This is a genomic window from Streptacidiphilus sp. MAP5-3 (assembly GCF_041262505.1).
GTDB lineage: Bacteria > Actinomycetota > Actinomycetes > Streptomycetales > Streptomycetaceae > Streptacidiphilus.
This window is the reverse complement of sequence record NZ_JBGCCL010000003.1, coordinates 375,891-399,131: the sequence shown is the minus strand read 5'-3', so window position 1 is coordinate 399,131 and position 23,241 is coordinate 375,891. Positions and strand designations below refer to the sequence as shown.

Genomic DNA, 23,241 nt, shown 5'->3' with positions numbered 1-23,241 from the left:
ATGCCCAACTCGTCGAGCTCCAGTCAGCAAGAGGCCCGCGAACGCCTCGCGCGCCGCCTCCGGGCGTTGCGCGAGGACGCCGGCCTGTCAAACGCCGAGCTGTCGACGCGGGCTGGCTGGAGCATCGCGAAGACCTCGCGGATCGAGCACGCGAAGCAGGCCGCGTCTCCCGCGGATATCGCCGCGTGGTGCGAGGCGTGCGGTCGTGGGGAAGCTGCACAGGACCTGGTCGCTGCCGCCAAGGCGGCCGACGAGCTGTACCGTCACTGGCCCCGCCGCGGCCAGTCCATCCGACGTCTTCAGCTCTCCGCGTTCGCCGAGTTCGCCGAGCACAAGCTCATCCGCTCCTACTGCGCCGCGGTCGTCCCTGGCTTCCTCCAGGTCCCCGACTACATCCGGGCGGTCCTGACGACCTTCGCCGAGCTCCAGGGCATCTACCGCGATGCCGACGAGTTGGACCAGGCCGTCACCGCACGCCTCGCACGACGGCAGCTCCTCGCGTCCGGGCACCTGCGGTTCGTGTTCCTCATCGACGAGGCGGCCCTCTGGCGGCGGATCTGCGCCCCGGAAGTGATGGCCGAACAGCTCGACTTCCTGCTCGACGCACCAGCCCGGTTTCCGTCGCTGGTGCTCGGCATCATCCCCTTCGGCGCGCAGCTCGCCTTCGAGGACTTCTACCTCTACGACTCCGCGAAGGTGTCCGTGGAGACGATCAGCGCCTACATCCAGATCACCGAGCCCGCCGAGATCCGCCTCTACGAGCGCGCCTACGCCAAGTTCGCGGGCTTCGCGCTCTACGGACCGGAGGGCCGCGAGCTGATTCGGAAGGCCCGAGCCGCGCTATCGGTGTAAGCCCCCGTAAGGCGATCCCACTTGGGACGTAGCCGCCTGAACTCAGGTGTAAATCGGTGTAAGAACGTGGCCGCGCCGTGCTCGGCCAGAACACGATGGTTCCGCAAGCAGGCACCGGACACGCGCCCGGCTTGGCCAGTCTGCTGCCTGCGCGCCCTCCATCGAGCCGGGGAGAACGCATCGTGTCTGCACCTTCCACCGCGGGCGTTAAGCCCATCAGCCCCGTCACCTCCGACCCGCTGCCGCGCGGCTACCTGACGCCGGCCTGCAAGGTCGGCGCCGACCGCTGGCCAGACCTGCACCAGCAATGCAGGGCGCCCGGCTACCAGCACCATGCGCTCGGCCGGGTGTCGGTTGCCTGCGCCTGCATCTGCCACCAGGCGACCAACGCTGAGGCCGCGTCATGAGCGCGACCGTGGAGTACGACGAGCGCTGGAACTGCTTCCGCGTCCGCGAGGGCGGCAAGCTGATGGCGGACGGCGACGGCTACCCGCTGGCGTTCGACGATCGGCAGGACGCCGAGGACATGCTGACCCGGCGGGCCGAACTGTTCGCGATGGCCCGGCCGTTGAAGGCGCACCCGTGAGCGGCGCACCGTGGATCGGGCCGGATCTCGACCCGCTGCCGCGCCTGGACTACCCGACGCCCCCGGTGCAGTTCACCTGGCCCACACCGGGCGTCAGGACGTGGGAGCCGTCGAACGGCGGCCGGTACGTCTTCCCTGGCTGCAGCGACACGGCTGACTGCCAGTGCGCGTGCAGTGTCGGTGTCGGGAAGGTCAGCGGGCGCGTGTATGGCTGCGACTGCCCCGGGCACGAGGAACGTCGGGCCCAGTTGACGGGCCGTCCGAAGCTGAAGCCCAAGCAAGGAAAGAGGTAATTCTCCCGTCGGCGGCTCGTGGAGGGTCCGCCCGGGCGGGCTGGTCCAGCGCTCCAGAGCAGGGGGCGCGTGGACAGCACACGGCCCCCGGTGTCCCGGCTCGGCACCAGGGGCTGCGCTCGTGTCAGTCCCGGGTGAGAACCTCGTCAGCAGGGAGATCGTCGTCGCTGAAGATCCACGCGGGGGCGACGCCGAGGTGACGGGCGATGAGGTGAACTTCGTCGGAGGTGGTGGCGCGGTGCCCGTTCTCGAGCCTGCTGATGGTCTGGCGGTCGAGGCCGACGGCTTCGCCGAGTTGTTCCTGCGTCAGGTTCCGTCGTATGCGGAGGCGGTGGACGCGGTCCCCAATCCGGGTGCGGTGGTGCTGGAGCCAGGGGTCGAGTTGGGGCACATCGCCACGCTGGAGTGGCCATGATCATTTGTCTGTATCTGGCTAGCGACATTTTTTGATCATGTGCAGAATGGAACACCGCACTCCACAAGTGCGAACCGGGGGGCCGCGAGCCCCCGTCGACGAGCTCCAGGCGGACTCAAGACGGGTGGGCGCCGGGTCCCCGACCGTTCCCGCGGTCGGGGGCTCGGACGCGACTTCCGTCCGTCAGTTCCTTGGGACCCAGTTCCCCTCGCGCATAACGCGCTCCAGGTCTGAGTTGAGCTGGGTGGCCAGACGCGCCGTCATGTGACGTTCGTTGACCTGCCAGATGAACTCGCCGCCGGCCTCGATCGGGTAGCAGGCGCAGTCGGCCGGCAGAGCTCCGTCATGGACGAGCTGGAAGCGGCCGTTGGGCCGCTCTTTGGTCGGCGGCTGGGTGGCCGCCCGGGCGTCGAGGATGGAATCCCAGTCGCCTTCGTCCTCCTTGACCCACATAGCGCCGCCAAGGATACGGTCGTGCCACTCGTTGAGCTGGTCGCAGAGAAGGCTTGTGGCGTCGCCCTTGAGGAGCTTCACGGAGACGTGTCCGTTGGCCTCCGTGATGGTGCAGTACTTACCCGGCGGGAGTTCCGCGCTGGTGACGATCTCGAAGCGTGCTGACCCTGTTCTTTGGTACATGGGCTTCCTTCCGATCCCCGCTGGTGCCCGCGGTGGTACTGCGGCATGCGGACACCGTTCCTCGAACGCTTAAGCGAGCTCCAGGCGTGATCGCACCTTGCCACAATCACCACTCCTTCACATCGCTTTCGCATATTTCTCAAACGGATCACTTACCTCCGCTGGCCGACTGACCAGTAAGATTCTGCGTCGCCTCTGAGCAGGGCGAAGGGTTGACTCCTCGGGACTCGCCAACTCGCGCGCATCCCGGCGTGAGCGCGAGGGGGGATGCCGTTTCGCGGCCGCCAGCGGCGGCGGGGGTGACCTGCGGCGACGCCATGATCATCCGGGGGAAATCCGGGGGACGACAGTGTGTAGCGAGGGCGTATTCAGACCGACCGGCAACGTAGCCAGAGCGTAGAGACGAGAGAGGCCCAGGACGGCAAACGTGCCGTGACCTGGGCCTCCAGTGCGATCTCCGCTGATCAAGCGGTGGGCACAGACGGATTCGAACCGCCGACATCTGCTTTGTAAGAGCAGCGCTCTACCGCTGAGCTATGCGCCCCCGGGCATCCCCGATGGTCCCGGCCTGAACCGGGACAAGGGCTAAGAGTACCCGGTCGTCGTCGCGGTGTGCGCCTTCGTTGGTGCGGGGGTGGTGGGGTGGGTGGGAGGATGGGGCTGGCCCGGTCGGGAAGATCGGGGCGGTGGTGGGTTGCGGGTGGTGGTCGGGGCCCGGTGACCGTGGCGCGTGGAGCGGGAGAGACGACGTGGCGGGCGGTGCGGCGCGCAGGTGGCGGGGAGAGGCCGGGAGAGCCGAGGCGCAGGCGGCGCGTGAGGCTGCCGCGCAGGCGTTCTACGAGGTGGACACGCTCCAGCGGGACGTCCGGATCAATGTCGAGACCGTGGCCGCCGCCGACAACTCCCCCGGGGCCCAGCGTGCCGTCGCCGACTTCGCCGCGATCAGCGGGCGCGTCGACCAGGTCAGCACCGCGTACATCGGCGCGCTCGACGCCGTGGACCTCGACGCCGAGGAGCTCTCCCCCGGCGCCGCCGCGCAGGCTCGTCAGCGGCTGGACCACAGTCGGCAGCAGCTGCTGCAGGCCAAAGCGGAGCTCGAGCAGTTCGCCGCCTACCTGGAGCCGCTCCAGTCCGCCGCCGCCGCGCAGCTCGCGCAGGTCGCGCCCGCCGTGGAGCGGGCCAAGCAGGCATGGCTGGCCGCGAGCAACGCGCTCGACGCGGCCAAGGCTGCCCGGCTCGGCACCGACGCACAGTCCCGGAAGCTGGCGGAGCTGGGACCGCAGCTCCGGCTGCTCGGCGAGGGCGCGGGCAAGCACGGCGTGCAGCCGATACTCCGCACCGCCGCCGACGTGCGGCGCGCCGCCGAAGGCATCCGGGCCGAGGCGGAGCGGCTGCCGCAGCAGGCCGCCGAGATCGACCGGGCGATGAGCTCCCTCCGCACCCGGACGCAGGCGCTGCAGACGCGGGCGGAGCAGGTCGGACCGGTGCTGAGCGAGCTGCGCCGCCGGTTCACCGAGGCCTGTTGGCAGGACCTGCAACACGTGCCGGACCAGGCGCAGGACGCCGCCCGCCAGGCGCTGGCCCAGCTCCGCGACGCCGAACAGGCCCGCAACGACCAGCGCTTCGCCGACGCGCAGGCGGTCATCCAGCGCGTCCGCACGCTGCTCACCACCGCCGACGGCTCGGTTGCGCTGGCCAACGACCGGCTCCACGCGCTCAACGAGGCGCAGCGCGCGCCGCAGGACGAGATCGAGCGGACCCGTTTCGCACTGCGCGACGCCCAGCGACTGGCGATGGCGGGCCGTAACGCGCCGGACCCCCGGCACGCGCAGCCGCTGGACGCGGCGCTGGAGCGCCTGGAGCGCGCCGCCACCGGCCTTACCGGACGCCACCCCGACTACTGGCACTTCCTGACCGAGGCGGCCGCCGTCCGGGAGACGGCGGCGTCGGTCGTCCAGGCGATCCGAGGCGAGAAGGGCATGCCGTCGTCCCGGTGACGCATCACGCTGACGCAGCACGCGTGGCAAGAAGCAAGAAGGATGACAGGATGTCGGCATGCCTCGCTATGACTACCGCTGCCGCACCTGCGGCGCCACCTTCGAGCTGAACCGTCCGATGTCGCAGGCCAACGCGCCGACGGTGTGCCCGGCCGGGCATGACGACGTGGCCAAGCTGATGTCGATGGTCGCCGTGACCGGTACCAGTGGTGCCGCCGCCCAGCCGCAGGCCGGCGGCGGAGGCGGTGGCTGCTGCGGAGGCGGCTGCTGCGGCTGAACCAGCCCCGCGACTGCCCACAACGAAGCGAGTCTGTTGCACGCGCCCCGGCCCGGCCGGACGATGGAGGCGACGACTGCCGTCACCACCCCCTCAGAACCAGGGAGGCGGCAATGAAACTCCAGGACCATCTGCCGGTCGACCACCGGCTGGGCCAGGTCTACCGGTACAGCGCCGGGGCCATCGGCCTGTTCCTGGTCGTGTTCGGCATTCTCGGCTTCACCAACAACGTCGGCTTCTTCTCCACGAGCGGGGACCACGTTGCCGGCCTGACCAGCAACGGTGCGTTGAGCCTGCTGTCCGTGATCTTCGGCGCGATCCTGATCGCGGGCGCGGTGATGGGCGGCAACACCGCTTCGACGCTCAACATCAGCATCGGGATCCTGTTCATCCTCAGTGGCTGGGTGAATCTGGGCCTGCTGGACGGCGGGCACAACATCCTGAACTTCCACATGCGAAATGTGATCTTCAGCTTCCTGGTCGGCCTCGCGCTGATGGTCTTCGGGATGTACGGCCGGGTCACCGGACACCTGCCGCACGACAACCCGTACTGGCGCAACCGTCACCCGGAGGCGGCCAAGTTCAACCCGCTGCCGCCCGCCGCACTGCCCCACTGACGCCGGAGTCCGACCCCGGCCCCGGCCCCGGCCCCGAACCCAAGCCCAGCCCCGCACGGACCACGGCCAGCATCCGGCGCAGCAGTTCCTCCCCCGCCGCGACGCCGGTCTCGGCGAGGGCGGTGACACCGGGCGCGGTCCACCCGGCCTCGGCCAGCTCGCCGTGGCCGGGGCGGAAGGCCGCGTCCGCGGCGAGCAGCAGTTCCGCGTCGAGCAGCGAGTCGCCTGCGGCCAGGACGGTCGCCGCGCCGGTCCGGCGTCCGACCTCCGCGAGGGCTGCGGACTTCGTCAGCGGCTGCGGCACCAGGTAGACCTTGCGGCCCTGCAGCGAGACGCCCCAGCCGCGCTCGGCCGCCCAGCCCGACAGCTCCTCGACCCAGCCCGGCGGCAGCGACGGGCGGTCGACGACCAGGTAGGCGAAGAGGTCCTCGGCGACGCGGCGCTTGCGCGTCCACTCCGGGTCGGCGGTGAGCGCGAGGCGGTGCACGATCTCGTCCAGCGGCGTGCACTGCTGCGCGAGGGTGGCGCGGATCTGGGCGTGCCAGTCCTGGTCGGGCTCGCCGTCCACCAGCAGGTGGCCGCCGTTGGCGCAGATCGCGTGACGCGGCGTCCAGTCGGGGACAGGGCCGGGGAGGTGGATCCGCCGGTACTGGGCGACGGTGCGGGTCGTGGCGGGGACGAAGTCGGTCACCGCGATCAGGGTGGCCAGCAGCCGGGCCGCGGCCTCGGTCATGTAGGAGAGCGGCTCGCCCTGGTGCACCTCGACGACCAGCAGCCGCGGCGCGTCCTCGTCGGGGACGCGGAGGCCGAGCGCGCGCGCGGAGTAGACCAGCGTCCGGTCCAGGTCGCAGCCCACCAGATGACGAGTACTGCTGCTTCCGCTCATACCGAGGTCCCTTCCGGGCCAGTGGCCCCGCGCGTGTAGTCGGGGTGGATCAGGCCGACGCAGCTGTACGGAAGGTCGTCGACCTCCTCGACGGGGACCGCGCGCTGCGAGGCGAGCAGCCGGACATGGTCCAGGTCCGCGCCGACGCCGCGCCGGACCAGGACCCGCCATGGAACCCGGCGCAGCAGCACCCGGGTGGTCTCCCCGACCCCGGGCTTGACCAGGTTGACGCTGCCGATGCCGTACTCCGCGCTGATCCGCTCGACGGCCGCCCAGCCCGACCAGTCCGGCGTGCGCGCGGCCTCGGACGCGCTCCCCGGCGCGGTGAAGCGGCGCGCCTCGGCGGCGGCGGTGTCCCGGACCGCGTCGAAGCAACCCGTGACCTGGTCGAGGAAGGCACCGGAGACGTCGGCCTCGGCCAGCTCGCGGTAGAACTTCGCACCGTGGAAGTCGTCCGGGCCGATCAGGTCGGCGCGCAGCACGGTGCGCGAAACCAGGCCGGAGACGGTGGAGTTGAGACAGGCCGAGGGGATCAGGAAGTCGTCCCGGGTGCCGAAGGTACGGGCGCACCGGCCCGGGTCGGCGAGAACGGCCAGCGCCGGGTCGAAGCCGGTTCCGGCCAGCGCGGCGGTGAGTTCGCGGGTGATCGCACCCTTGCCGGTCCAGCCGTCGACGAAGACGACGTCCTCGGCGCGGTGCCAACGGGCCAGGTGGCGCAGGGCGTTGGTGTCGATGCCGCGCCCGCGCACGATGGAGACGGCGTAGTGCGGCAGTTCCAGCCCGTGGACCTGCCGGGCCCAACGCCGCATCAGCACCCCGACGGGCGTCCCGGCGCGGGCCAGCGAGGCCAGCACCACGTTCCGGCCGTTCCGGCCGCCCCCGCCATTCCGGCCGCGCCGTCCGCGCTCGGCGAGGACGGTCTCGGTGACCACGCCGACGGCGTGGGCGACGCGCGCGGCGGAGGCTGTCAGTGCCTGCTGATAGAGATTCTGGTAGTCGGCGCTCGGCTGGTACTCGACGGGCAACGACTCGGCATAGTGGGCGCCGCCGCGCTGGATCGCCTCCTCGCGTTCCTCCGTAGGGGCCTCCAAGGTGACGTCGGAGAGGTCCTTGAGCAGCCAGGCGACCTCGTCCGCGCGGTAGGAGGAGAACGCGGGCCCGTACAGCGGCGCGGGCTGCGGACGGTAGGAGGGGACGACGGCGAGCAGCAGCTCGTCGGTGACGCCACGCAGCGCGTCGGTGAGACCGCCGGGTCCGGTCAGCCGCGCGGTGTCGGCGTCGGAGTCGACGACGAGCACGATCGCGTCGAAACGGCGCTCGGGGTCGGCGCCCGGGGCGACGTTGTAGACGTGGCGAGGACCGTCATCCGCGCCGAAGTCCGGCGCGGGGAAGGAGAGTCGGGTGCGTATGGCGTAGCCGGCATCGTCGACGGCGAGCACGGGCGAGCGCGTGGTGCTGGAGAACCGCACGTCGACGCCCGGGGGCAGTTCGTCCTCCAGTGCGGCGGCAAGCCGCAGCGGCGCGTACATCAGCTCCTCGCAGCCGAGGACGAGCACGCGACGTGGCGCGCCGGTCAGCGCGACGGCGAGGCGGCGCGCCATGTCGGGCAGGGCGGCCTCCAGCCGTACGCGGTCGGCGGGCAGGAAGCCGTGCCTGCCGCCGTCCGGCAGGCCGCGCGGCCAGCCGAGGTCCACGCGCGTGAGTGGGGCGAACGGGGTGAGCGCGGCGGATGGTGCGTCGAGCTCCGTCGGCGCGCCCTGCTCGGCCTGGGCCGCCTCGGCGGCCACCAGCTCCTGACCACGCGTCAGGACATCGTCCGGCAGCTCGATCCGCGTAGTCACCGCCGCGACCACGTCGATCCGCGTGCCCAGTTCCGTGCCGAGCCGGGACAGTGCCGCGCGGTCCGCGTCGTCGCGCAGGTCGAGCAGAGTGACCACCACGTAGCGGTCGCGCGGGCACAGCACGTGGAGGGCGCGCAGGGTGTTGGCGACGGTCCGGCCGGTCGAGAACTCGTCGTCGACCAGCACGAGCGGGCCGACGACGGCCTTGCCGTCCGCCTGCGGAACCAACAACTCCGGCCGCTCCGGAAGCAGCAGATGGGAGGTGGCATGCGAGTGCTCCTCCTCGAACCCGCCGAGGGGAGCGACCTCGGCCACCGCGCGCCGGGTCGAGTGCAGATACGGCACTCCTACGCCGACATCGCCGATCGCGTCGCCGTTCCCGTCGGCGATCCCGTCGGCGATCCCGTCGGCGACGCAGTGGCCCAACGCCGTCGCCGTCTCCGCGTAGCCGAGGACGACCGCGCGCGCCGACTCCTCCGGGCCGAGCAGCTCCCGTACGGCCCGACCCAGCGCGAGCCCCGCCTCCCGCACCACGGCGGGACGTTGCGGCACGTGTTTGCCGAGGACGGTGGAGACCAGCAGGTGCGCGCGCCGCGGATTGCGGCGCAGCGCGAGGCCGACGAGCTCGCGTGCCTCACCCTCAGGCAGTCGCACGCCGAGCCGTTCGGTGACCCAGGTCCCGGCCCACGCGTGGGCGGCTGCCCCGGGCGACTCCACCGCGTCCTTCGGCTCCACCACGGACGAATCCATCACGTCGTTCGTTCCTCGGTTCTCGTTCGGTTCCCAGCCCAACATCCGCAGGTGGCCGGGGGATGGACACGACGGCAACATCAGCAGCCCCGGTGGGCTGCCCCCGTCAGCCGCCCCGGTCAGCCGCCCACACAGGCGGCCAGCAGATCCGCGAAGCTGACGTCCTCGCGGGCGACCCCGAAGGCCGCCGCGCGGGCCGTCACCCGGTGTGCCCACGCCCGGTGTGGCTTCACCTCGTTCATCTTGTTGACGTAGGCGGACCGCACCACCCCACCTCCCGCCCGGTCCTCGCTCAGGATGTCGCGGGCGTCCGACCACTCCTCGTGCGTGGCCACCGACATCGCGTGGACGGCCGGCACATGGCTCGGATGGATGCAGGTCTTGCCCAACAGGCCGTTGGCCCGGTCGAGTTCGAGCTCGCGGATCAGGCCGTCCAGGCCGTGGTCGATCAGCCGACGCCGCACCTTCCCGGCCGGGCGCTCCGACTCCTCGAAGGGACTCTGTCGCAGCTGCGGCTTGAACTTCCGCTCCTGGACCGGGAAGTACTCCCACACCGGCCCGGTCAGCACATGGCCCGTGCCGTCCGCCCGGCCCAGCACGTTGACCACGTCGCCGATCACCGCGGCGACCAACTGCACGTCGTAGGCGGTCAGATCGGGCGGCCGGCGCAGTCCGTACGCCGAGCACAGGTCGGTGACGCCGAGTCGGACGGCCAGCACCAGCTCGCGGTACTTCTCCAACAGGCGGGCGACCCCGAGCAGCGTCTCCGCGCGGCTCTCCAGATGCGCGAGACGGGGCGACTCCAGCACCGGCATGGCGTACAGCGGCAGACCGCTCGTCGCCCGCAGCTCCGCGAGCGCCTCCAGGAACGGCAGGCCGCTCTCCTCCGTGAACTTGGGCGCGACGAAGCCGGAGAGCAGCGCCAGCGCCTCGCCGCCCATCCGGGCGGCCAGATCGGCTATCTGCTCGGGCCCCCGGACGCGCACGAACAGCAGCGGCAGCTCCCTGTCCCGCTCCGAACGCCTTCGCTCCGAGCTCCCTCGCTCCGAACGATCACGCTCCGCCCCGTCCGACGCCAGCGCGCGCAGCTGCGCGACCAGGTTCCGCTCGGCTGCCGGGACTTCGGCGTCCTCGACCGCGTCCTCCAGGCACAGCACCATGGACGTGACTCCACGAGCGGCCTGCCGCCGCACGTCGTCGGCCAGGCGCGGACGGATCGCCGGGGAGTAGAGCGTCGCGCCCAGGGCGACCGCGAGCTGGGCCGGGGCGCTGTCGCGACGGAACTGCTGTGGCTGATGCAGGAAGAGACGGTGTCTGGTCCCCTCGTCGAGCTGGCCGAAATGACGCATGGTTCCCCCGCGGAGCGTCGTGAGCTGGGCTTTGGCGGTTCATCGTACGGAACGCCTGGACGAATTCCAGCCGTCGCGCGACAACTTCCCCAGGACTCACAGGACGCGGTGGTCGTCGCGGAGATCCGGGCGGAGATCCACACGGAGGTCCGCGCGGAGGCCACGCGGAGGTCTCCGGGCATCGGGTTACCCGCAGGCAGGCAGGTGCGGCAGGATGAACCCATGACCAAGGTCATGCCGAAGGGCTCGAACACGACACTCCCCGCCGAGGCGGCGGCGGTGCGCGCGGTGCTGCGCTGGCTGAGCCGGCCCGGTACGCCCGACGTGGACGCTTCGGCGCTGCTCCTCACCGTGCAGGGCCGGGTCGGCGACGACTCCGACTTCGTCTTCTACAACCAGCGCCGCCACCCCACGGGCCTGGTCCGCTACCGCGCCAAGTCCCGTCACGGCGAGGAGACCACCGACACCGTCGACATCGACCTGCATCGGCTGCCGGACTGGGTCGACCGGGTCGTCCTCGGCGCGTCGGTGGGTGACGAGGAGAGCTTCGCCCAGGTGGAGGGGCTGCAACTGCTGCTCTTCGACATCGCGGGCGGTCCGGGTGCACCGGCCATCGCCCGCTTCGACATCACCGACGCACGGCGTGTGGCCGCGCTGCTCTGCGGCGAGCTCTACCGGCGCTCGGGCCGCTGGAAGTTCCGCGCCATCGGTCAGGGCTACGCGGCCGGACTGATCGCCCTGGCCCAGGATTTCGGCGTCACCGTGGACGAGGGTCCCGAACCCGCGCCCACCGCGCCCCCCATCCCGGAACCCGAACCGGTGCCCGAACCGCAGCAGCAGTCGGAGCCTGAGCAGCAACTTCCCCTGCCTGCAGCGGAACTGCCGGAGCCTCCGTCAGAACGGACGCCGTCCCCGGTACCACCGACACCGCCCACACCGCCGGAGCCACAGGAACAACCCGAGCCCCAAGAGCTCCCGGCCCCGGCCCCAGCGCCAGCGCCGACCCCCGCCCCGCCCGAGCAACTGCTGGACCCGCCGGAGGGGTTCACCCTCCCGCTCCAGGGCCCGCAGTTCCTCCCTCGGCCGTCTCAGCCGTCCCCTCAGCCGTCTCGGCCGTCTCAGCCGCCCACCGGCTTGTAGCCGCGCTGCCACTGCAGCCCCCAGCCGTAGAGCCGGTCGAGCTCGGCCTGGAAGCCGTACACGTACCGGACCTCGCGGCTGACGGTGAACTCGCCGTTGCCGCGGTTCTGGAGCAGCAGCACCGCGCAGGAGCGCGCCTCCGCCGCGCGCTCCTCCAGCCGGACCTCGATCCGCGGGCCCGCCGTCGGAAAGAGCGTCACCACCGCGTGCGTACGGTCGAAAGCGGGGGTCTCGTCGTAGATGTAGACGAAGATCAGCAGGCGCTTGAACTGGTCCCGCTTGTCCATGTCGATGTACATCATCTCGCCGGTCGGCGCACCCGACCGGTCGTCATGGCTGAGCTTGATGTACGGCGGGTGCTGCAGGTCGCCCATGTACGCGCCGAGCGGCTGGATGACGCCCTTGCTGCCGTCGTTCATCTCGTAGAGACAGCCCAGGTCCAGGTCGACCGCCACCGGTTCGGACGCGCCGTAGCTGAGCTCAACCGGCTTGAAGGGGTTGGGGTTCAGCAGTCGACGCCACATCTCCCGGGCCGAGGGCCGGGGGGACTCCGGAGCCCGCGCGGTCCAGTGCAGGTTGACCTGCATGGTGCCGCTCAGGGCCCCCTGAGCGGTCAACGAGACGGTGGGACGGCGTTTGTCCAGCGTCACCCGCTCGATGCCGACGTCCATGCCCCGGTCGGCCTTGCGCAGCAGGTCACGCAGCCCCGCCATCGTGTGCACTCCCCCTCGCGGGACGGCCTGTCCGTCCGTCAACTCCGGGTTACCCGCCGAGATGCGGCAGTATTCCGGTCCTCGCCCGCCGGGCCCGTCACGTCCATCCCCATGGGGGATTGACGCCACCCGGTCGATAACACAGCTTGCTCACGCGTACCATACGGAGTCTCCTGCCACACTCCCAAGCCGAGGCGCGCCCGTATGAACCTCTCCTCCATACAACTGGTCTGGCTGGTCGTCGGCTGCGCGATCGCGTTGGCCGTCACCGTCATCATGAGTCTGCTGCGCACCAAAAAGCCCAAGCACGCCGCCGCAGAGGACTCGTGGGAGCGGAGCGAGGAGCGTCGCAGGCGCAAGGAGGCCGTCTACGGCGGCGCCTCCTACGTGCTGCTCTTCGCCTGCGCCTCGGTGGCCGGCGCGCTGTCGTTCCACGGCCTGGTCGGCTTCGGGCGGCAGAACCTGGACCTCTCCGGCGGCTGGGAGTACCTGGTCCCGTTCGGTCTGGACGGCGCGGCCATGTTCTGCTCGGTGCTCGCCGTGCGCGAGGCCAGCCACGGTGACGCGGCGACCGGTTCGCGCCTGCTGGTGTGGCTCTTCGCGGGCGCGTCGGCCTGGTTCAACTTCGTGCACGCGCCGCGTGGCGGCGACCACAACGGCGCGCCACAGTTCTTCGCCGGCATGTCCCTCTCCGCGGCGATCCTCTTCGACCGCGCGCTGAAGCAGACCCGCAAGGCGGCGCTGCGCGAGCAGGGCCTGGTGCCGCGTCCGCTGCCGCAGATCCGCATGGTCCGCTGGCTGCGCGCCCCGATCGAGACCTACAAGGCCTGGTCGCTGATGCTGCTGGAGAACGTCCGCAGCCTGGACGAGGCGGTCGAGGAGGTCCGCGAGGAGAAGCGCGCGCGCGAGCTGGAGACCGCCCGCCAGCGCAGCGCGGAGCGCCGCGAGCGCGCCGAACTGGCGGCGATCGCCCGCTCCGTCCCGGTCAAGGAGCTGACCGCGCTGGACGCCGCGGACACCGCGTCCGGAGCGCCCGCGCTGGAGCCCGCCGCCACCCGCGGGGTGCTGTCGAGCCGCCGCCGCGCGAGCGAGCTGTCGAGCGCACCGATGGCCGGGCTGGAGGAGGAAGAGGACAACACCATGTCCCGACTCGACTCGCTGGACCGCAAGTTGAAGGACCTGGAGCAGCAGTTCGGCTGAGCGCCACACCGGGCAGTTCCGCACCCTTCGGCGGGCGGCGCTGCTCGGCGCCTTCCGACAGCTCCCGACACCTCTCGGCTCACGCTGACCTGCGAAGTCACCCCTCCTGAAAGCGCCCTGCGCCCTCTAGAGTGTTGACCATGATTGCCAAGCCGGCGACCTCCGCCACGCTCCGGGAGATCAACCTCCGCACCGTCTTCGACGTCATCCGTGCGCGGGCTCCCATCTCCCGGGCGGAGGTGGCCCGGGTCACCGGGATCTCCAAGCCGACCGTCTCCGCGCTGCTCCAGGACCTGCTCGACCTGGGGCTGGTCGCCGAGTCCGGTGGCGCCGACCGTCAGGAGCTCGGCCCCACCTACGGCGCGCTCTTCTTCGCCCCGCGCCCGGAGGCGGCGCACGTGCTGGCGCTCGACGTCGGCGCGCGCCATCTGCGCGGCGCGGTGGCCAACCTGGAGGGCGAGATCCTGGCCCGCGCGGACGTCGAGGTGGCCGGGCAGGACGCACCGCAGATCGTCGCGACGGCAGCCTCGCTGATGGCCACGGTCGCGAACGCCGCAGGCCTTCCCCCGAGCAGCCTCCAGCACGCCGCCGTGGGCGTCCCCGGCGTCGTGGACCTCAAGGAGGGCCGCATCTGGCAGGCCCTGAACGTCCCTGCACTGGACGGCTATCCGGCGCAGAAGGCGTTCACCGAGGCGCTCGGCGGGATGCCGGTGACGCTGGAGAACGACATCCACCTGGCCGCGCTCGGCGAGCGCCGCTGCGGACGTGGCGCGGATGTGGACAACTTCTGCTTCCTGTCCGTGGGCACCGGTGTCGGCGCGGGCCTGGTGCTGCGCGGCGAGCTCCACCGCGGTTTCGCGGGAGCGGCAGGCGAGTTGGACAGCGTCTTCGACGAAGCCGAGATCGAGTCCAACGACCCCTGCGCGGCGGAGATCCTGCGCTACGCGGAGACGCTCTTCCCGGCCGGGGCCGCGCCCACCGGAGCGGAGGAGCTCTTCTCCCTGGCCCGCGCCGGGGACGCGCACGCGGTGGCGGCGATCGACGAGGAGGCCCGCCGGATCGCGGGCTACCTGGCACCGGTCGCGGCGGTCGTCGACGTCGAACTCGCCATCCTCGGCGGCGGCATCGGGCTCAACGGCGACCTGCTCCTCGACCGCGTCGCCGCCCGCCTGGCCCGACGCGTGCCGTACCCGCCGCGTGTGGAGGTCTCCGCGCTCGGTCACGCCGCGGTGCTGACCGGCGCGGTCGCGCTGGCGACGCACGAGGCGCTGGAGCAGATCCTGGCCGCACGCTTCCACGCCACCCACCGCAGACCGTAGTGCGCTACCGGCGCACTCCTACAGCCGCGCCGTGTGCGCGGGCGCGGACAGTTCGGCGTCCTCGCCGTCCCCGTCGCCCTCACGGCGGTTGCGGACCATCGAGCTGAGCAGGGCGAGGCCGATGAACGCGACGCCGATCAGGCCGGTGACGACCTCGGGGATCGTGTACTTGATGGAGACCATCAGGATCATCGCCAGCGCGCCGATCGCGTAGTGCGCGCCGTGCTCCAGGTAGACGTAGTCGTCCAGCGTGCCCTGGCGGACCAGGTAGACGGTCAGCGAACGGATGTACACCGCGCCGATGCCCAGGCCCAGCGCGATCTGGAAGATGTTCTGGCTGATCGCGAACGCGCCCACCACGCCGTCGAACGAGAACGACGCGTCCAGGACCTCCAGGTAGAGGAAGAGGAAGAACGCCGCCTTCCCGGCGACGAGCAGCGTCGACTTCCCGGACCTCCCGGAAGCCGCCTCACCCTCGCCGACCTCGCCCGCCGCGTCGTCGTCCGCCTCGTCCTCACCCGCGCTCTCGAACAGGTTGGACAGCCCGCCGACCACCAGGTACGAGACCAGTCCGGCGACTCCCGCCAGCAGCACGGTCTCCGCCTGTGCGCCCGCGAAGAACCGCGCGGACAGCATCAGTACGACCAGGGCGACGATCACCGACAGCTGGTCCAGCTTGCCGATACGCTCCAGCCCCCGCTCCAGCGGGCCGAGCCAGCGGATCTCCTTCTCGCCGAAGACGAAGTCGAGGAAGATCATCAGCAGGAACGTTCCGCCGAAGGCGGCGATCGCCGGGTGGGCGGCGTCCAGGTGCTGCGCATAGGTGAGGCCGTTGTAGGTCTTCGACGAGTCCAGCGCCAGCGAGACCACGGTCTGCGGGCCGATGTGCGCGGTCAGCGCGACAACCAGCAGCGGGAAGATGAGGCGCATGCCGAAGACGGCGATCAGCACACCCACCGTCAGGAAGATCCGCTGCCAGAACGGGGTCATCCGCTTCAGCACCGTCGCGTTGATCACCGCGTTGTCGAAGGAGAGCGAGATCTCCAGGACCGACAGGATCAGGACGACGCCGAACCCGTTCGCCCCCCATAGGTACGCGGCGGCGGCCAGACCGAGCAACGTGATCCCGAAAGACCAACGGAAGGTGCGGAGGAACACGTGTCCCAACCTTTCACGTCCGGACGAGCGAAGGGCGGGCGGGTACCTCACCCGTACCGGTGAACGCCCGCCCGCCCCTCAGCTCATGACTTCTTCTTACGAAACGTTCACCCCGAAGTCTAGAGCGATCCCGCGCAGTCCGGACGCGTATCCCTGGCCAACCGCACGGAACTTCCACTCACCCTGGTAGCGGTAGAGCTCCCCGAAGATCATCGCGGTCTCTCCCGAGGCGTCCTCGGAGAGGTCGTACCGCGCCAGCTCGCCGCCGTCGGCCTGGTTGACCACGCGGATGAACGCGTTGCGCACCTGGCCGAAGCTCTGCAGGCGGCTGTCGGCGTCGTAGATCGAGACCGGGAAGACAATCTTGTCGACCTGCGCCGGGACCAGCGCCAGGTTGACCTTGATCACCTCGTCGTCCTCCGCGCCGGTGCCGCCCACGAGCTCGTCGCCCATGTGCTCCACCGAACCGTCAGGGCTCTTGAGGTTGTTGTAGAAGACGAAGTACTCGTCGCCGAGCACGCGTCCCCCCGCGCACAACAGCGCGCTGGCGTCCAGGTCGAAGGCGGCCCCGGTGGTGGCTCTGGCCTGCCAGCCCAGTCCGATCTGCACGGCCGTCAGGTTCGGTGCCGCCTTGGACAGCGAGACGTTGCCGCCCTTGGCCAGACTGACGCCCATAACGTGTTCCCGCCCCTCGATCAGACGTTGACGCCGTAGTCCTGGGCGATGCCGCGCAGGCCGGAGGCGTAACCCTGGCCGATGGCACGGAACTTCCACTCGGCGCCGCTGCGGTAGAGCTCGCCGAAGACCATCGCGGTCTCGGTCGAGGCGTCCTCGGAGAGGTCGTAACGGGCGATCTCGCCGCCGCCGTTCTGGTTCACCACGCGGATGTACGCGTTGCGCACCTGGCCGAAGTTCTGCTGGCGGTTCTCGGCGTCGTAGATGGAGACCGGGAAGACGATCTTCTCGATGTTCGCTGGCACGGCCGTGAGGTTGACCTTGACGATCTCGTCGTCGCCCTCGCCCTCACCGGTCAGGTTGTCGCCGGTGTGCTCCACCGAGCCGTCCTGGCTCTTGAGGTTGTTGTAGAAGACGAAGTCCTTGTCGGAGGCGACCTTGCCGCTCGACGAGAGCAGCAGCGCGCTGGCGTCGAGGTCGAAGTCGGCTCCCGTGGTGGTGCGAACGTCCCACCCGAGCGCGACGAGGACGGCGGTCAGACCCGGCGCCTCCTTGGTGAGCGAGACATTGCCACCCTTGCTGAGGCTGACACCCACGAGTCCTCCAGAAGTTCAGGGGACATGCCGTGTCCCCGTTGGTGCGGTTGCGGTCACTTGACAAGCCAACGGCTCGATCGTAGTGGCGGGTTCCCGCCCGGCGCAGCCGCAGCGCACCAACGGTTACGACAACGTCGCAGTCCCCTCGCGTTCCGGGACGAAAGGGCTCAGATCGCCTGGAGCGCCTTCAGGTACTCCTGCTGGTCACGCGCGTCCGGGAGACCGTTGACGACGGTCCAGCGGACGACGCCCTCCTTGTCGATGACGAAGGTGCCGCGCACGGCGCAGCCCTTCTCCTCGTCGAACACGCCGTAGGCGCGGGAGACCTCACCGTGCGGCCAGAAGTCCGAGAGCAGCGGGTACGCCAGACCCTCCTGCTCGGCGAAGACGCGCAGCGACGGCAGCGTGTCGTTGGAGACGGCGAGGATCTGCACGTCGTCGTTCTGGAACGACGGCAGCTCACGCTCCAGGCTGCAGAGCTCGCCGGTGCAGACACCGGTGAAGGCGAACGGGTAGAACACCAGGACAACGTTCTTCTCGCCACGGAAGTCGGAGAGCTTGACCGCCTCGCCGTGCTGGTTCTTGAGCTCGAACTCGGGAGCCTTGGAACCGACCTCGATTGCCATGCGAAAAACCCCTCATCGTCGTGGGCCGTGCCGGTGACAATCCTGCCATGAGGCAGGCGGGTGACCATGCAGTGTCCAGGGGCGCGGGGAACTGCTGCCTGCCGCCGCAGGGGTTGCACCATCCAGGGGCGCGGGGAACTGCGCGAGAAACCACCCTGCGCGGATTGCCCTGCACGCTCGGCCCACCACGTGGGTGAGTGGCTTGTCGCGCAGTTCCCCGCGCCCCTGGATGGTGCAACTTCCTCGTCGCCGGTAACTGCGGCTCCACCCCAAGCTCACTTGAAGCCCGGCAGGCGGCTCAGCACGCTCACCGCGCTCACCGCCCTGCGGAGCAACGTTCCGCCGGGCAGGTTCGGGACCTGGTCGACCAGCGGGGCCAGTGCCAGCAGGCCTCCCACCCGACGGAGCCGGATCTCGCCCTTGGCGATCATCGACGGCAGCGAGCCCGAGCTCACCAGCAGATGCTCCGCCGCGCCCTCCACCCCCGGAACGTCGTCCTCAGCGGTCCGCGGGCGCGTACGCCACCCGTCCGCGTCCGCTGTGAAGACCCAGCCGACACCCTCGCCCCCCTGGGCGGGGCCCTGAGGTTCCCACAGCCCCGCCGAGGACGGCAGCCGCTGCCGCCATGCGAGCGCGCCGACGACGTCGACCATCGCCGCAAGGCCCGCGTCGGCCAGCGGACGGGGGATCTCCGCGCCCGCGCAGGCCTGAGCCAGCTCATGGCCCATCGCGTGGATCTGCGTCAGCACCGGCAGCGGGCCGAGCGGGGAGTCGACCAGCCTGCGGCCCAGCTCCGGGACCGGCAGGACCTCGTCGAGCGCCGCGGCGACCCGCTCCCTGCCCTCGGCGAGCGCCGCGAGGACCTCGTCGCGGGAGGGGTCGAAGGGCTTGGGCCGCCTGGGGGTCGGCGTCTCGCCGCGCGCCGCCGCCATGAGCGCGCCGAGGACGGGGCGTCCCGGCCAGGAACCCAGCGCAGCGAAGGCGCGCAGATCGCCCTCCCCGGCGTCCGCAAGGGTCAGGAGCGCGTCCCAGCCGCCCAGGATCCGGGCGCGGACGGCCTCCGGCGACTCCTCGGCGATCCCGCGCGGCCCGTGCAACTGCGGCGCGTGCGGTACCGGAGCTGCCTCCCCGCCCTCGGAGTCCCCGGAGTTCTCGGCGTTCTCGGAGACTTCGGAGTCCTCGGAGGCGGACTGATCATCTGCCATGCCGCCATTCTGCCGCCGGGCACTCCCGACCAGCGCGCCGACCACCCCGGTGGTCACTCGCGCCGGTCACTCGCGGCGTCCGGCTGCCGCCTGCGCATTTCGCCCACAGCGCAAAACCGCGGGGCCCGGACGGAGCATGCTCCGTCCGGGCCCCGGACGTCCTCACGCCTCAGCGGCGGCAGTCTCTGGTCGGGTGCGCCTCAGCGGCGCGCGCTCAGCGCTTGCCGGCCTTGGCCGCCTTCGGCGTGGCCAGCCGGACGGCCGACCACTCCTTGCTCACCGCGGCGGTGCTGGTCTGCGAGAGACCCGCCGTCTGCGCGGCGTCCGCGATGTCGTGGGCCTCAACGTGGCCGTCGCGCCCGGTCTTCGGAGTCAGCAGCCAGATCAGGCCGCCCTCCACCAGGTACTCCTGGGCATCGACGAGGGAGTCGGTGAGATCTCCGTCTTCGCTGTCCTCGCGGAACCACATCAGCACGACGTCGGCGACGTCGTCGTAGTCCTCGTCGACGAGTTCGGTGCCGGTGATCTCCTCGACGGCCTCACGCAGCTCCTGGTCGACGTCGCTGTCGAAACCGAGCTCCTGGACCACCTGTCCGGTCTCAAGACCCAACCGACGAGCCGGGTTGGTCCTGTCCTCCGCGGGGTCCGCGGTCGCGCTCACGGGTATTGCCTCCTATAGCCGACCCTGTCTCCTGGTACCAGGGCTGTGCCGGTAGTCCACACGGGCGGGGCGCGGAGCGCAAGTACCCGGCCGCCGATCAGGCCCTGGCTACGGTGCGTCGCGGCGCGACACGCCGTCGTGAGTGACACAGATCACTCCCATTTGCCCCAGTATCACCGGCAACCAATATTGCGCGCAGCTGATTGCCGTTCCACTTACCCGCCGTAGGCGACGCTCACTCCTCGTAGGCGAATCCGTCTCACCCTTCGACCGTGTGACCGAGCACTCGTTGACCCGGCGTAGAGTCTCTCTTTGGCCCTCCCCAGCCTGCCCACTCCACACCGTTGTGGGGAAGGTCGGGCCACCTCGTCGTTGCCACCGCGATTAGGACGAGAACCGGGACGAAATGCCCCCAAGGGACCACTCCCAAATGGGCGCGAATCGGTTACTCATGGGTAGAGATGACGTTTTCTCCCCCTGCGGTCCACGATGGAGGCGGCGCGACACACCTCCAGAACGACCGACAGTGAAGGAACAGCGTGGCTTCCGGATCCGATCGCAACCCGATCATCATTGGCGGCCTGCCCAGTCAGGTCCCGGACTTCGATCCCGAGGAGACCAGCGAGTGGCTGGACTCCCTTGACGCCGCCATCGACGAGCGGGGCCGTGAGCGCGCCCGCTACCTCATGCTGCGGCTGATCGAGCGCGCCCGCGAGAAGCGTGTCGCCGTGCCGGAGATGCGTAGCACGGACTACGTCAACACCATCGCCACCAAGGACGAGCCGTTCTTCCCCGGCAACGAGGAGATCGAGCGCAAGGTCCTCAACGCGACCCGCTGGAACGCCGCGGTGATGGTCTCCCGCGCCCAGCGCCCGGGCATCGGGGTCGGCGGTCACATCGCCACCTTCGCCTCCTCGGCCTCGCTGTACGACGTGGGCTTCAACTACTTCTTCAAGGGCAAGGACGCCGACGGCGCGTCCGGGGACCAGATCTACTTCCAGGGCCACGCCTCCCCGGGCATCTACGCCCGTGCCTACCTGCTGGACCGACTGAGTGAGCAGCAGCTCGACGGCTTCCGCCAGGAGCACTCGGGAGCCCCGCACGGCCTGTCGAGCTACCCGCACCCGCGCAACATGCCGGACTTCTGGGAGTTCCCGACCGTGTCCATGGGCCTCGGCCCGCTGGGCGCGATCTACCAGGCCCGGATGAACCGCTACCTGCTGAACCACGGCATCAAGGACACCACCGACTCCCGCGTCTGGGCCTTCCTCGGCGACGGCGAGATGGACGAGGTCGAGTCGCTGGGCCAGCTGTCCATCGCCGCGCGCGAGGGCCTGGACAACCTGACCTTCGTGGTCAACTGCAACCTGCAGCGCCTCGACGGCCCGGTCCGCGGCAACGGCAAGATCATCCAGGAGCTGGAGTCGATCTTCCGCGGCAACGGCTGGAACGTGATCAAGCTCATCTGGGACCGCAGCTGGGACCCGCTGCTGGCCCAGGACCGCGACGGTGCGCTGGTCAACAAGATGAACAGCACGCCCGACGGCCAGTTCCAGACCTATGCCACCGAGTCCGGCTCCTACATCCGCGAGCACTTCTTCGGCGGCGACCTGCGCCTGCGCGCGATGGTCGAGGGCATGACGGACGAGCAGATCCAGCACCTGGGCCGCGGCGGCCACGACCACAAGAAGGTCTACGCCGCGTTCAAGGCCGCGACCGAGCACAAGGGCCAGCCGACCGTCATCCTGGCCCAGACCGTCAAGGGCTGGACGCTGGGCCCGAACTTCGAGGGCCGCAACGCGACCCACCAGATGAAGAAGCTGACGGTCGAGGACCTCAAGCGCTTCCGTGACCGGCTGCACCTGCCGATCACCGACAAGCAGCTGGACGAGGGCTACCCGCCCTACTACCACCCGGGCAAGGACTCGGAGGAGATCCAGTACATGCACGACCGCCGTGCGGAGCTCGGCGGTTACATGCCGACCCGCAAGGTGCGCCCGCGCAAGCTGGAGCTCCCCGGCGACGACGCCTACAAGGTGCTGAAGAAGGGCTCCGGCCAGCAGTCGATCGCCACCACGATGGCGTTCGTCCGCCTGCTCAAGGACCTGATGCGGGACAAGAACATCGGCAAGCGCTTCGTCACCATCGCGCCGGACGAGTACCGCACCTTCGGCATGGACTCGCTCTTCCCGTCGGCGAAGATCTACGACCCGATGGGGCAGCAGTACGAGTCGGTCGACCGCGACCTGCTGCTGGCGTACAAGACGTCCCCGCAGGGCCAGATGATCCAGGACGGCATCACCGAGGCCGGTTCCACCGCCTCGCTGATCGCCGCGGGTTCGTCCTACGCCACCCACGGCGAGCCGCTGATCCCGGTCTACGTCTTCTACTCGATGTTCGGGTTCCAGCGGACGGGTGACCAGTTCTGGCAGATGGCCGACCAGCTGGCGCGCGGCTTCGTGCTCGGCGCGACCGCCGGCCGCACCACGCTGACCGGTGAGGGCCTACAGCACGCCGACGGCCACAGCCAGCTGCTGGCCTCGACCAACCCGGCCGTCGTCGCCTACGACCCGGCCTACGGCTACGAGATCGCCCACATCGTGCAGGACGGTCTGCGCCGCATGTACGGCAGCAGCGCGGAGCACCCGCACGGCGAGGACATCTTCTACTACCTCACCGTCTACAACGAGCCGATCCAGATGCCGGCCGAGCCGGACAACGTGGACGTCGAGGGCATCCTCAAGGGCGTCCACAAGCTGTCGGTCGGTCAGGCGGGCCAGATCCCGGCGCAGATCCTCGCCTCGGGCGTGTCGGTGCCGTGGGCGCTGGAAGCCCAGAAGATCCTCGCCGACGACTGGAACGTCAAGGCCGACGTCTGGTCGGTGACCTCCTGGAACGAGCTGCGCCGCGACGCGGTGGAGACCGAGGAGTTCAACCTGCTCCACCCGGACGAGGAGCAGCGCTACCCGTACGTGCAGCGCAAGCTCTCCGGCGCGGAGGGCCCGTTCGTGGCCGTCTCCGACTGGATGCGCGCGGTGCCGGACCAGATCGCGCGCTGGATCCCGGGGCAGTACCAGTCGCTGGGCGCCGACGGCTTCGGCTTCGCCGACACCCGTGGCGCGGCGCGCCGCTTCTTCCACATCGACGCGCAGTCGATCGTGCTGGGCGTGCTGACCGAGCTGGCCAAGCAGGGCAAGGTCGACCGCACCGCGCTGAAGGCGGCCATCGACCGCTACCAGCTGCTCGACGTGAAGGCCGCCCACCCGGGCGCCGCGGGCGGCGACGCCTGAGCGTAGCTCTCACCAACTGATCGACCGGACCGGGACCCTGACGCATCGTCAGGGTCCCGGTCCGCTTTTCTGTGGATTCCGGTAAAGCACTCCCCGCCGTGGTGGCACTCCTCTACTTTGGCGGCACGCCGACAAGCCGTCGGCGTCCCGTGCGAGAGG

The 23,241-nt window shown here is 70.3% G+C and carries 22 protein-coding genes and 1 tRNA gene; 10 read left to right on the top strand and 13 right to left on the bottom strand.

Features of this window, described 5'->3' with window-relative positions:
* The 3 genes from ABH928_RS08085 (at position 1) to ABH928_RS08075 (ending at position 1,438) form a co-directional block, all read left to right on the top strand.
* Entirely contained in the window at positions 1-852 is an 852-nt protein-coding gene (locus tag ABH928_RS08085; protein WP_370063604.1) for a DUF5753 domain-containing protein, read from the top strand.
* A gap of 182 nt (positions 853-1,034) precedes the next feature.
* A complete protein-coding gene (locus tag ABH928_RS08080) occupies positions 1,035-1,259 on the top strand; it encodes a hypothetical protein (protein WP_370063602.1) in 225 nt (74 codons plus the stop codon).
* The gene (locus tag ABH928_RS08075; RefSeq protein ID WP_370063600.1) at positions 1,256-1,438 is read left to right on the top strand and encodes a hypothetical protein; all 183 of its coding nucleotides are present in this window, start codon (positions 1,256-1,258) and stop codon (positions 1,436-1,438) included. Before ABH928_RS08080 ends, ABH928_RS08075 begins: the two co-directional genes overlap by 4 nt.
* 417 nt (positions 1,439-1,855) lie before the next feature.
* On the opposite strand, the gene ABH928_RS08070 is transcribed toward ABH928_RS08075, so the two are convergent.
* The 3 genes from ABH928_RS08070 to ABH928_RS08060 form a co-directional block, all read right to left on the bottom strand.
* The gene (locus ABH928_RS08070; protein ID WP_370063598.1) at positions 1,856-2,122 is read right to left on the bottom strand and encodes a helix-turn-helix transcriptional regulator; all 267 of its coding nucleotides are present in this window, start codon (positions 2,120-2,122) and stop codon (positions 1,856-1,858) included.
* Positions 2,123-2,329: 207 nt separating this feature from the next.
* On the bottom strand, positions 2,330-2,680 hold the full coding sequence (locus ABH928_RS08065) for a hypothetical protein (protein WP_370063596.1): 351 nt from the start codon (positions 2,678-2,680) through the stop codon (positions 2,330-2,332).
* A 574-nt stretch (positions 2,681-3,254) separates the two neighbouring features.
* A tRNA-Val gene (locus tag ABH928_RS08060) sits at positions 3,255-3,326 on the bottom strand.
* Positions 3,327-3,531: 205 nt separating this feature from the next.
* On the opposite strand from ABH928_RS08060, the gene ABH928_RS08055 reads away from it, so the two are divergent.
* From ABH928_RS08055 to ABH928_RS08045, 3 genes are all read left to right on the top strand, one after another.
* Positions 3,532-4,779, top strand: a complete 1,248-nt coding sequence (locus tag ABH928_RS08055) for a hypothetical protein (RefSeq protein ID WP_370063594.1) — start codon at positions 3,532-3,534, stop codon at positions 4,777-4,779.
* 58 nt (positions 4,780-4,837) lie between these two features.
* Positions 4,838-5,056 carry a zinc ribbon domain-containing protein gene (locus tag ABH928_RS08050; RefSeq protein WP_370063592.1) on the top strand — a complete coding sequence of 73 codons (219 nt, stop codon included), beginning with the start codon at positions 4,838-4,840 and terminating at the stop codon, positions 5,054-5,056.
* Between the two features lie 113 nt (positions 5,057-5,169).
* The gene (locus ABH928_RS08045; protein WP_370063590.1) at positions 5,170-5,673 is read left to right on the top strand and encodes a DUF4383 domain-containing protein; all 504 of its coding nucleotides are present in this window, start codon (positions 5,170-5,172) and stop codon (positions 5,671-5,673) included.
* Here ABH928_RS08045 and ABH928_RS08040 read toward each other — a convergent pair.
* From ABH928_RS08040 to ABH928_RS08030, 3 genes are all read right to left on the bottom strand, one after another.
* Complete coding sequence (locus tag ABH928_RS08040) at positions 5,639-6,559, bottom strand: HAD family hydrolase (protein WP_370063588.1); 921 nt, start codon at positions 6,557-6,559, stop codon at positions 5,639-5,641. The genes ABH928_RS08045 and ABH928_RS08040 overlap by 35 nt on opposite strands.
* The gene (locus ABH928_RS08035; RefSeq protein ID WP_370063814.1) at positions 6,556-9,150 is read right to left on the bottom strand and encodes a phosphoribosyltransferase; all 2,595 of its coding nucleotides are present in this window, start codon (positions 9,148-9,150) and stop codon (positions 6,556-6,558) included. The genes ABH928_RS08040 and ABH928_RS08035 overlap by 4 nt, the downstream gene beginning before the upstream one ends.
* A 119-nt stretch (positions 9,151-9,269) precedes the next feature.
* Positions 9,270-10,499, bottom strand: coding sequence for an HpcH/HpaI aldolase/citrate lyase family protein (locus tag ABH928_RS08030; RefSeq protein WP_370063586.1), 1,230 nt, complete (start codon positions 10,497-10,499; stop codon positions 9,270-9,272).
* A 222-nt stretch (positions 10,500-10,721) separates the two neighbouring features.
* Between ABH928_RS08030 and ABH928_RS08025 the strand changes: the two genes are divergently transcribed.
* Positions 10,722-11,639, top strand: coding sequence for a TerD family protein (locus ABH928_RS08025; RefSeq protein WP_370063584.1), 918 nt, complete (start codon positions 10,722-10,724; stop codon positions 11,637-11,639).
* Here ABH928_RS08025 and ABH928_RS08020 read toward each other — a convergent pair.
* A complete protein-coding gene (locus tag ABH928_RS08020; protein WP_370063582.1) occupies positions 11,618-12,352 on the bottom strand; it encodes a Tellurium resistance in 735 nt (244 codons plus the stop codon). The two genes, ABH928_RS08025 and ABH928_RS08020, sit on opposite strands and share 22 nt — an antisense overlap.
* 204 nt (positions 12,353-12,556) lie before the next feature.
* On the opposite strand from ABH928_RS08020, the gene ABH928_RS08015 reads away from it, so the two are divergent.
* Together ABH928_RS08015 and ABH928_RS08010 are read left to right on the top strand one after the other, a co-directional pair.
* Positions 12,557-13,552 (top strand): DUF2637 domain-containing protein, encoded by a 996-nt coding sequence (locus tag ABH928_RS08015; RefSeq protein ID WP_370063580.1) that lies wholly within the window; start codon positions 12,557-12,559, stop codon positions 13,550-13,552.
* Between the two features lie 140 nt (positions 13,553-13,692).
* A complete protein-coding gene (locus tag ABH928_RS08010; protein ID WP_370063578.1) occupies positions 13,693-14,871 on the top strand; it encodes an ROK family protein in 1,179 nt (392 codons plus the stop codon).
* An 18-nt stretch (positions 14,872-14,889) separates the two neighbouring features.
* Here ABH928_RS08010 and ABH928_RS08005 read toward each other — a convergent pair whose 3' ends face one another.
* From ABH928_RS08005 to ABH928_RS07980, 6 genes are all read right to left on the bottom strand, one after another.
* Entirely contained in the window at positions 14,890-16,029 is a 1,140-nt protein-coding gene (locus ABH928_RS08005) for a DUF475 domain-containing protein (protein WP_370063576.1), read from the bottom strand.
* Positions 16,030-16,125: 96 nt separating this feature from the next.
* Positions 16,126-16,704, bottom strand: coding sequence for a TerD family protein (locus ABH928_RS08000; RefSeq protein ID WP_370063574.1), 579 nt, complete (start codon positions 16,702-16,704; stop codon positions 16,126-16,128).
* Positions 16,705-16,724: 20 nt separating this feature from the next.
* Positions 16,725-17,300 carry a TerD family protein gene (locus ABH928_RS07995; protein WP_370063572.1) on the bottom strand — a complete coding sequence of 192 codons (576 nt, stop codon included), beginning with the start codon at positions 17,298-17,300 and terminating at the stop codon, positions 16,725-16,727.
* Positions 17,301-17,467: 167 nt separating this feature from the next.
* Entirely contained in the window at positions 17,468-17,926 is a 459-nt protein-coding gene (locus ABH928_RS07990; RefSeq protein WP_370063570.1) for a peroxiredoxin, read from the bottom strand.
* Between the two features lie 275 nt (positions 17,927-18,201).
* Positions 18,202-19,131 (bottom strand): DinB family protein, encoded by a 930-nt coding sequence (locus tag ABH928_RS07985; RefSeq protein ID WP_370063568.1) that lies wholly within the window; start codon positions 19,129-19,131, stop codon positions 18,202-18,204.
* 214 nt (positions 19,132-19,345) lie between these two features.
* The gene (locus ABH928_RS07980; RefSeq protein ID WP_370063566.1) at positions 19,346-19,792 is read right to left on the bottom strand and encodes a DUF3052 domain-containing protein; all 447 of its coding nucleotides are present in this window, start codon (positions 19,790-19,792) and stop codon (positions 19,346-19,348) included.
* 539 nt (positions 19,793-20,331) lie between these two features.
* Between ABH928_RS07980 and aceE the strand changes: the two genes are divergently transcribed.
* Positions 20,332-23,082 (top strand): pyruvate dehydrogenase (acetyl-transferring), homodimeric type, encoded by a 2,751-nt coding sequence (aceE, locus tag ABH928_RS07975; protein ID WP_370063564.1) that lies wholly within the window; start codon positions 20,332-20,334, stop codon positions 23,080-23,082.
* Positions 23,083-23,241 lie beyond the last annotated feature (159 nt).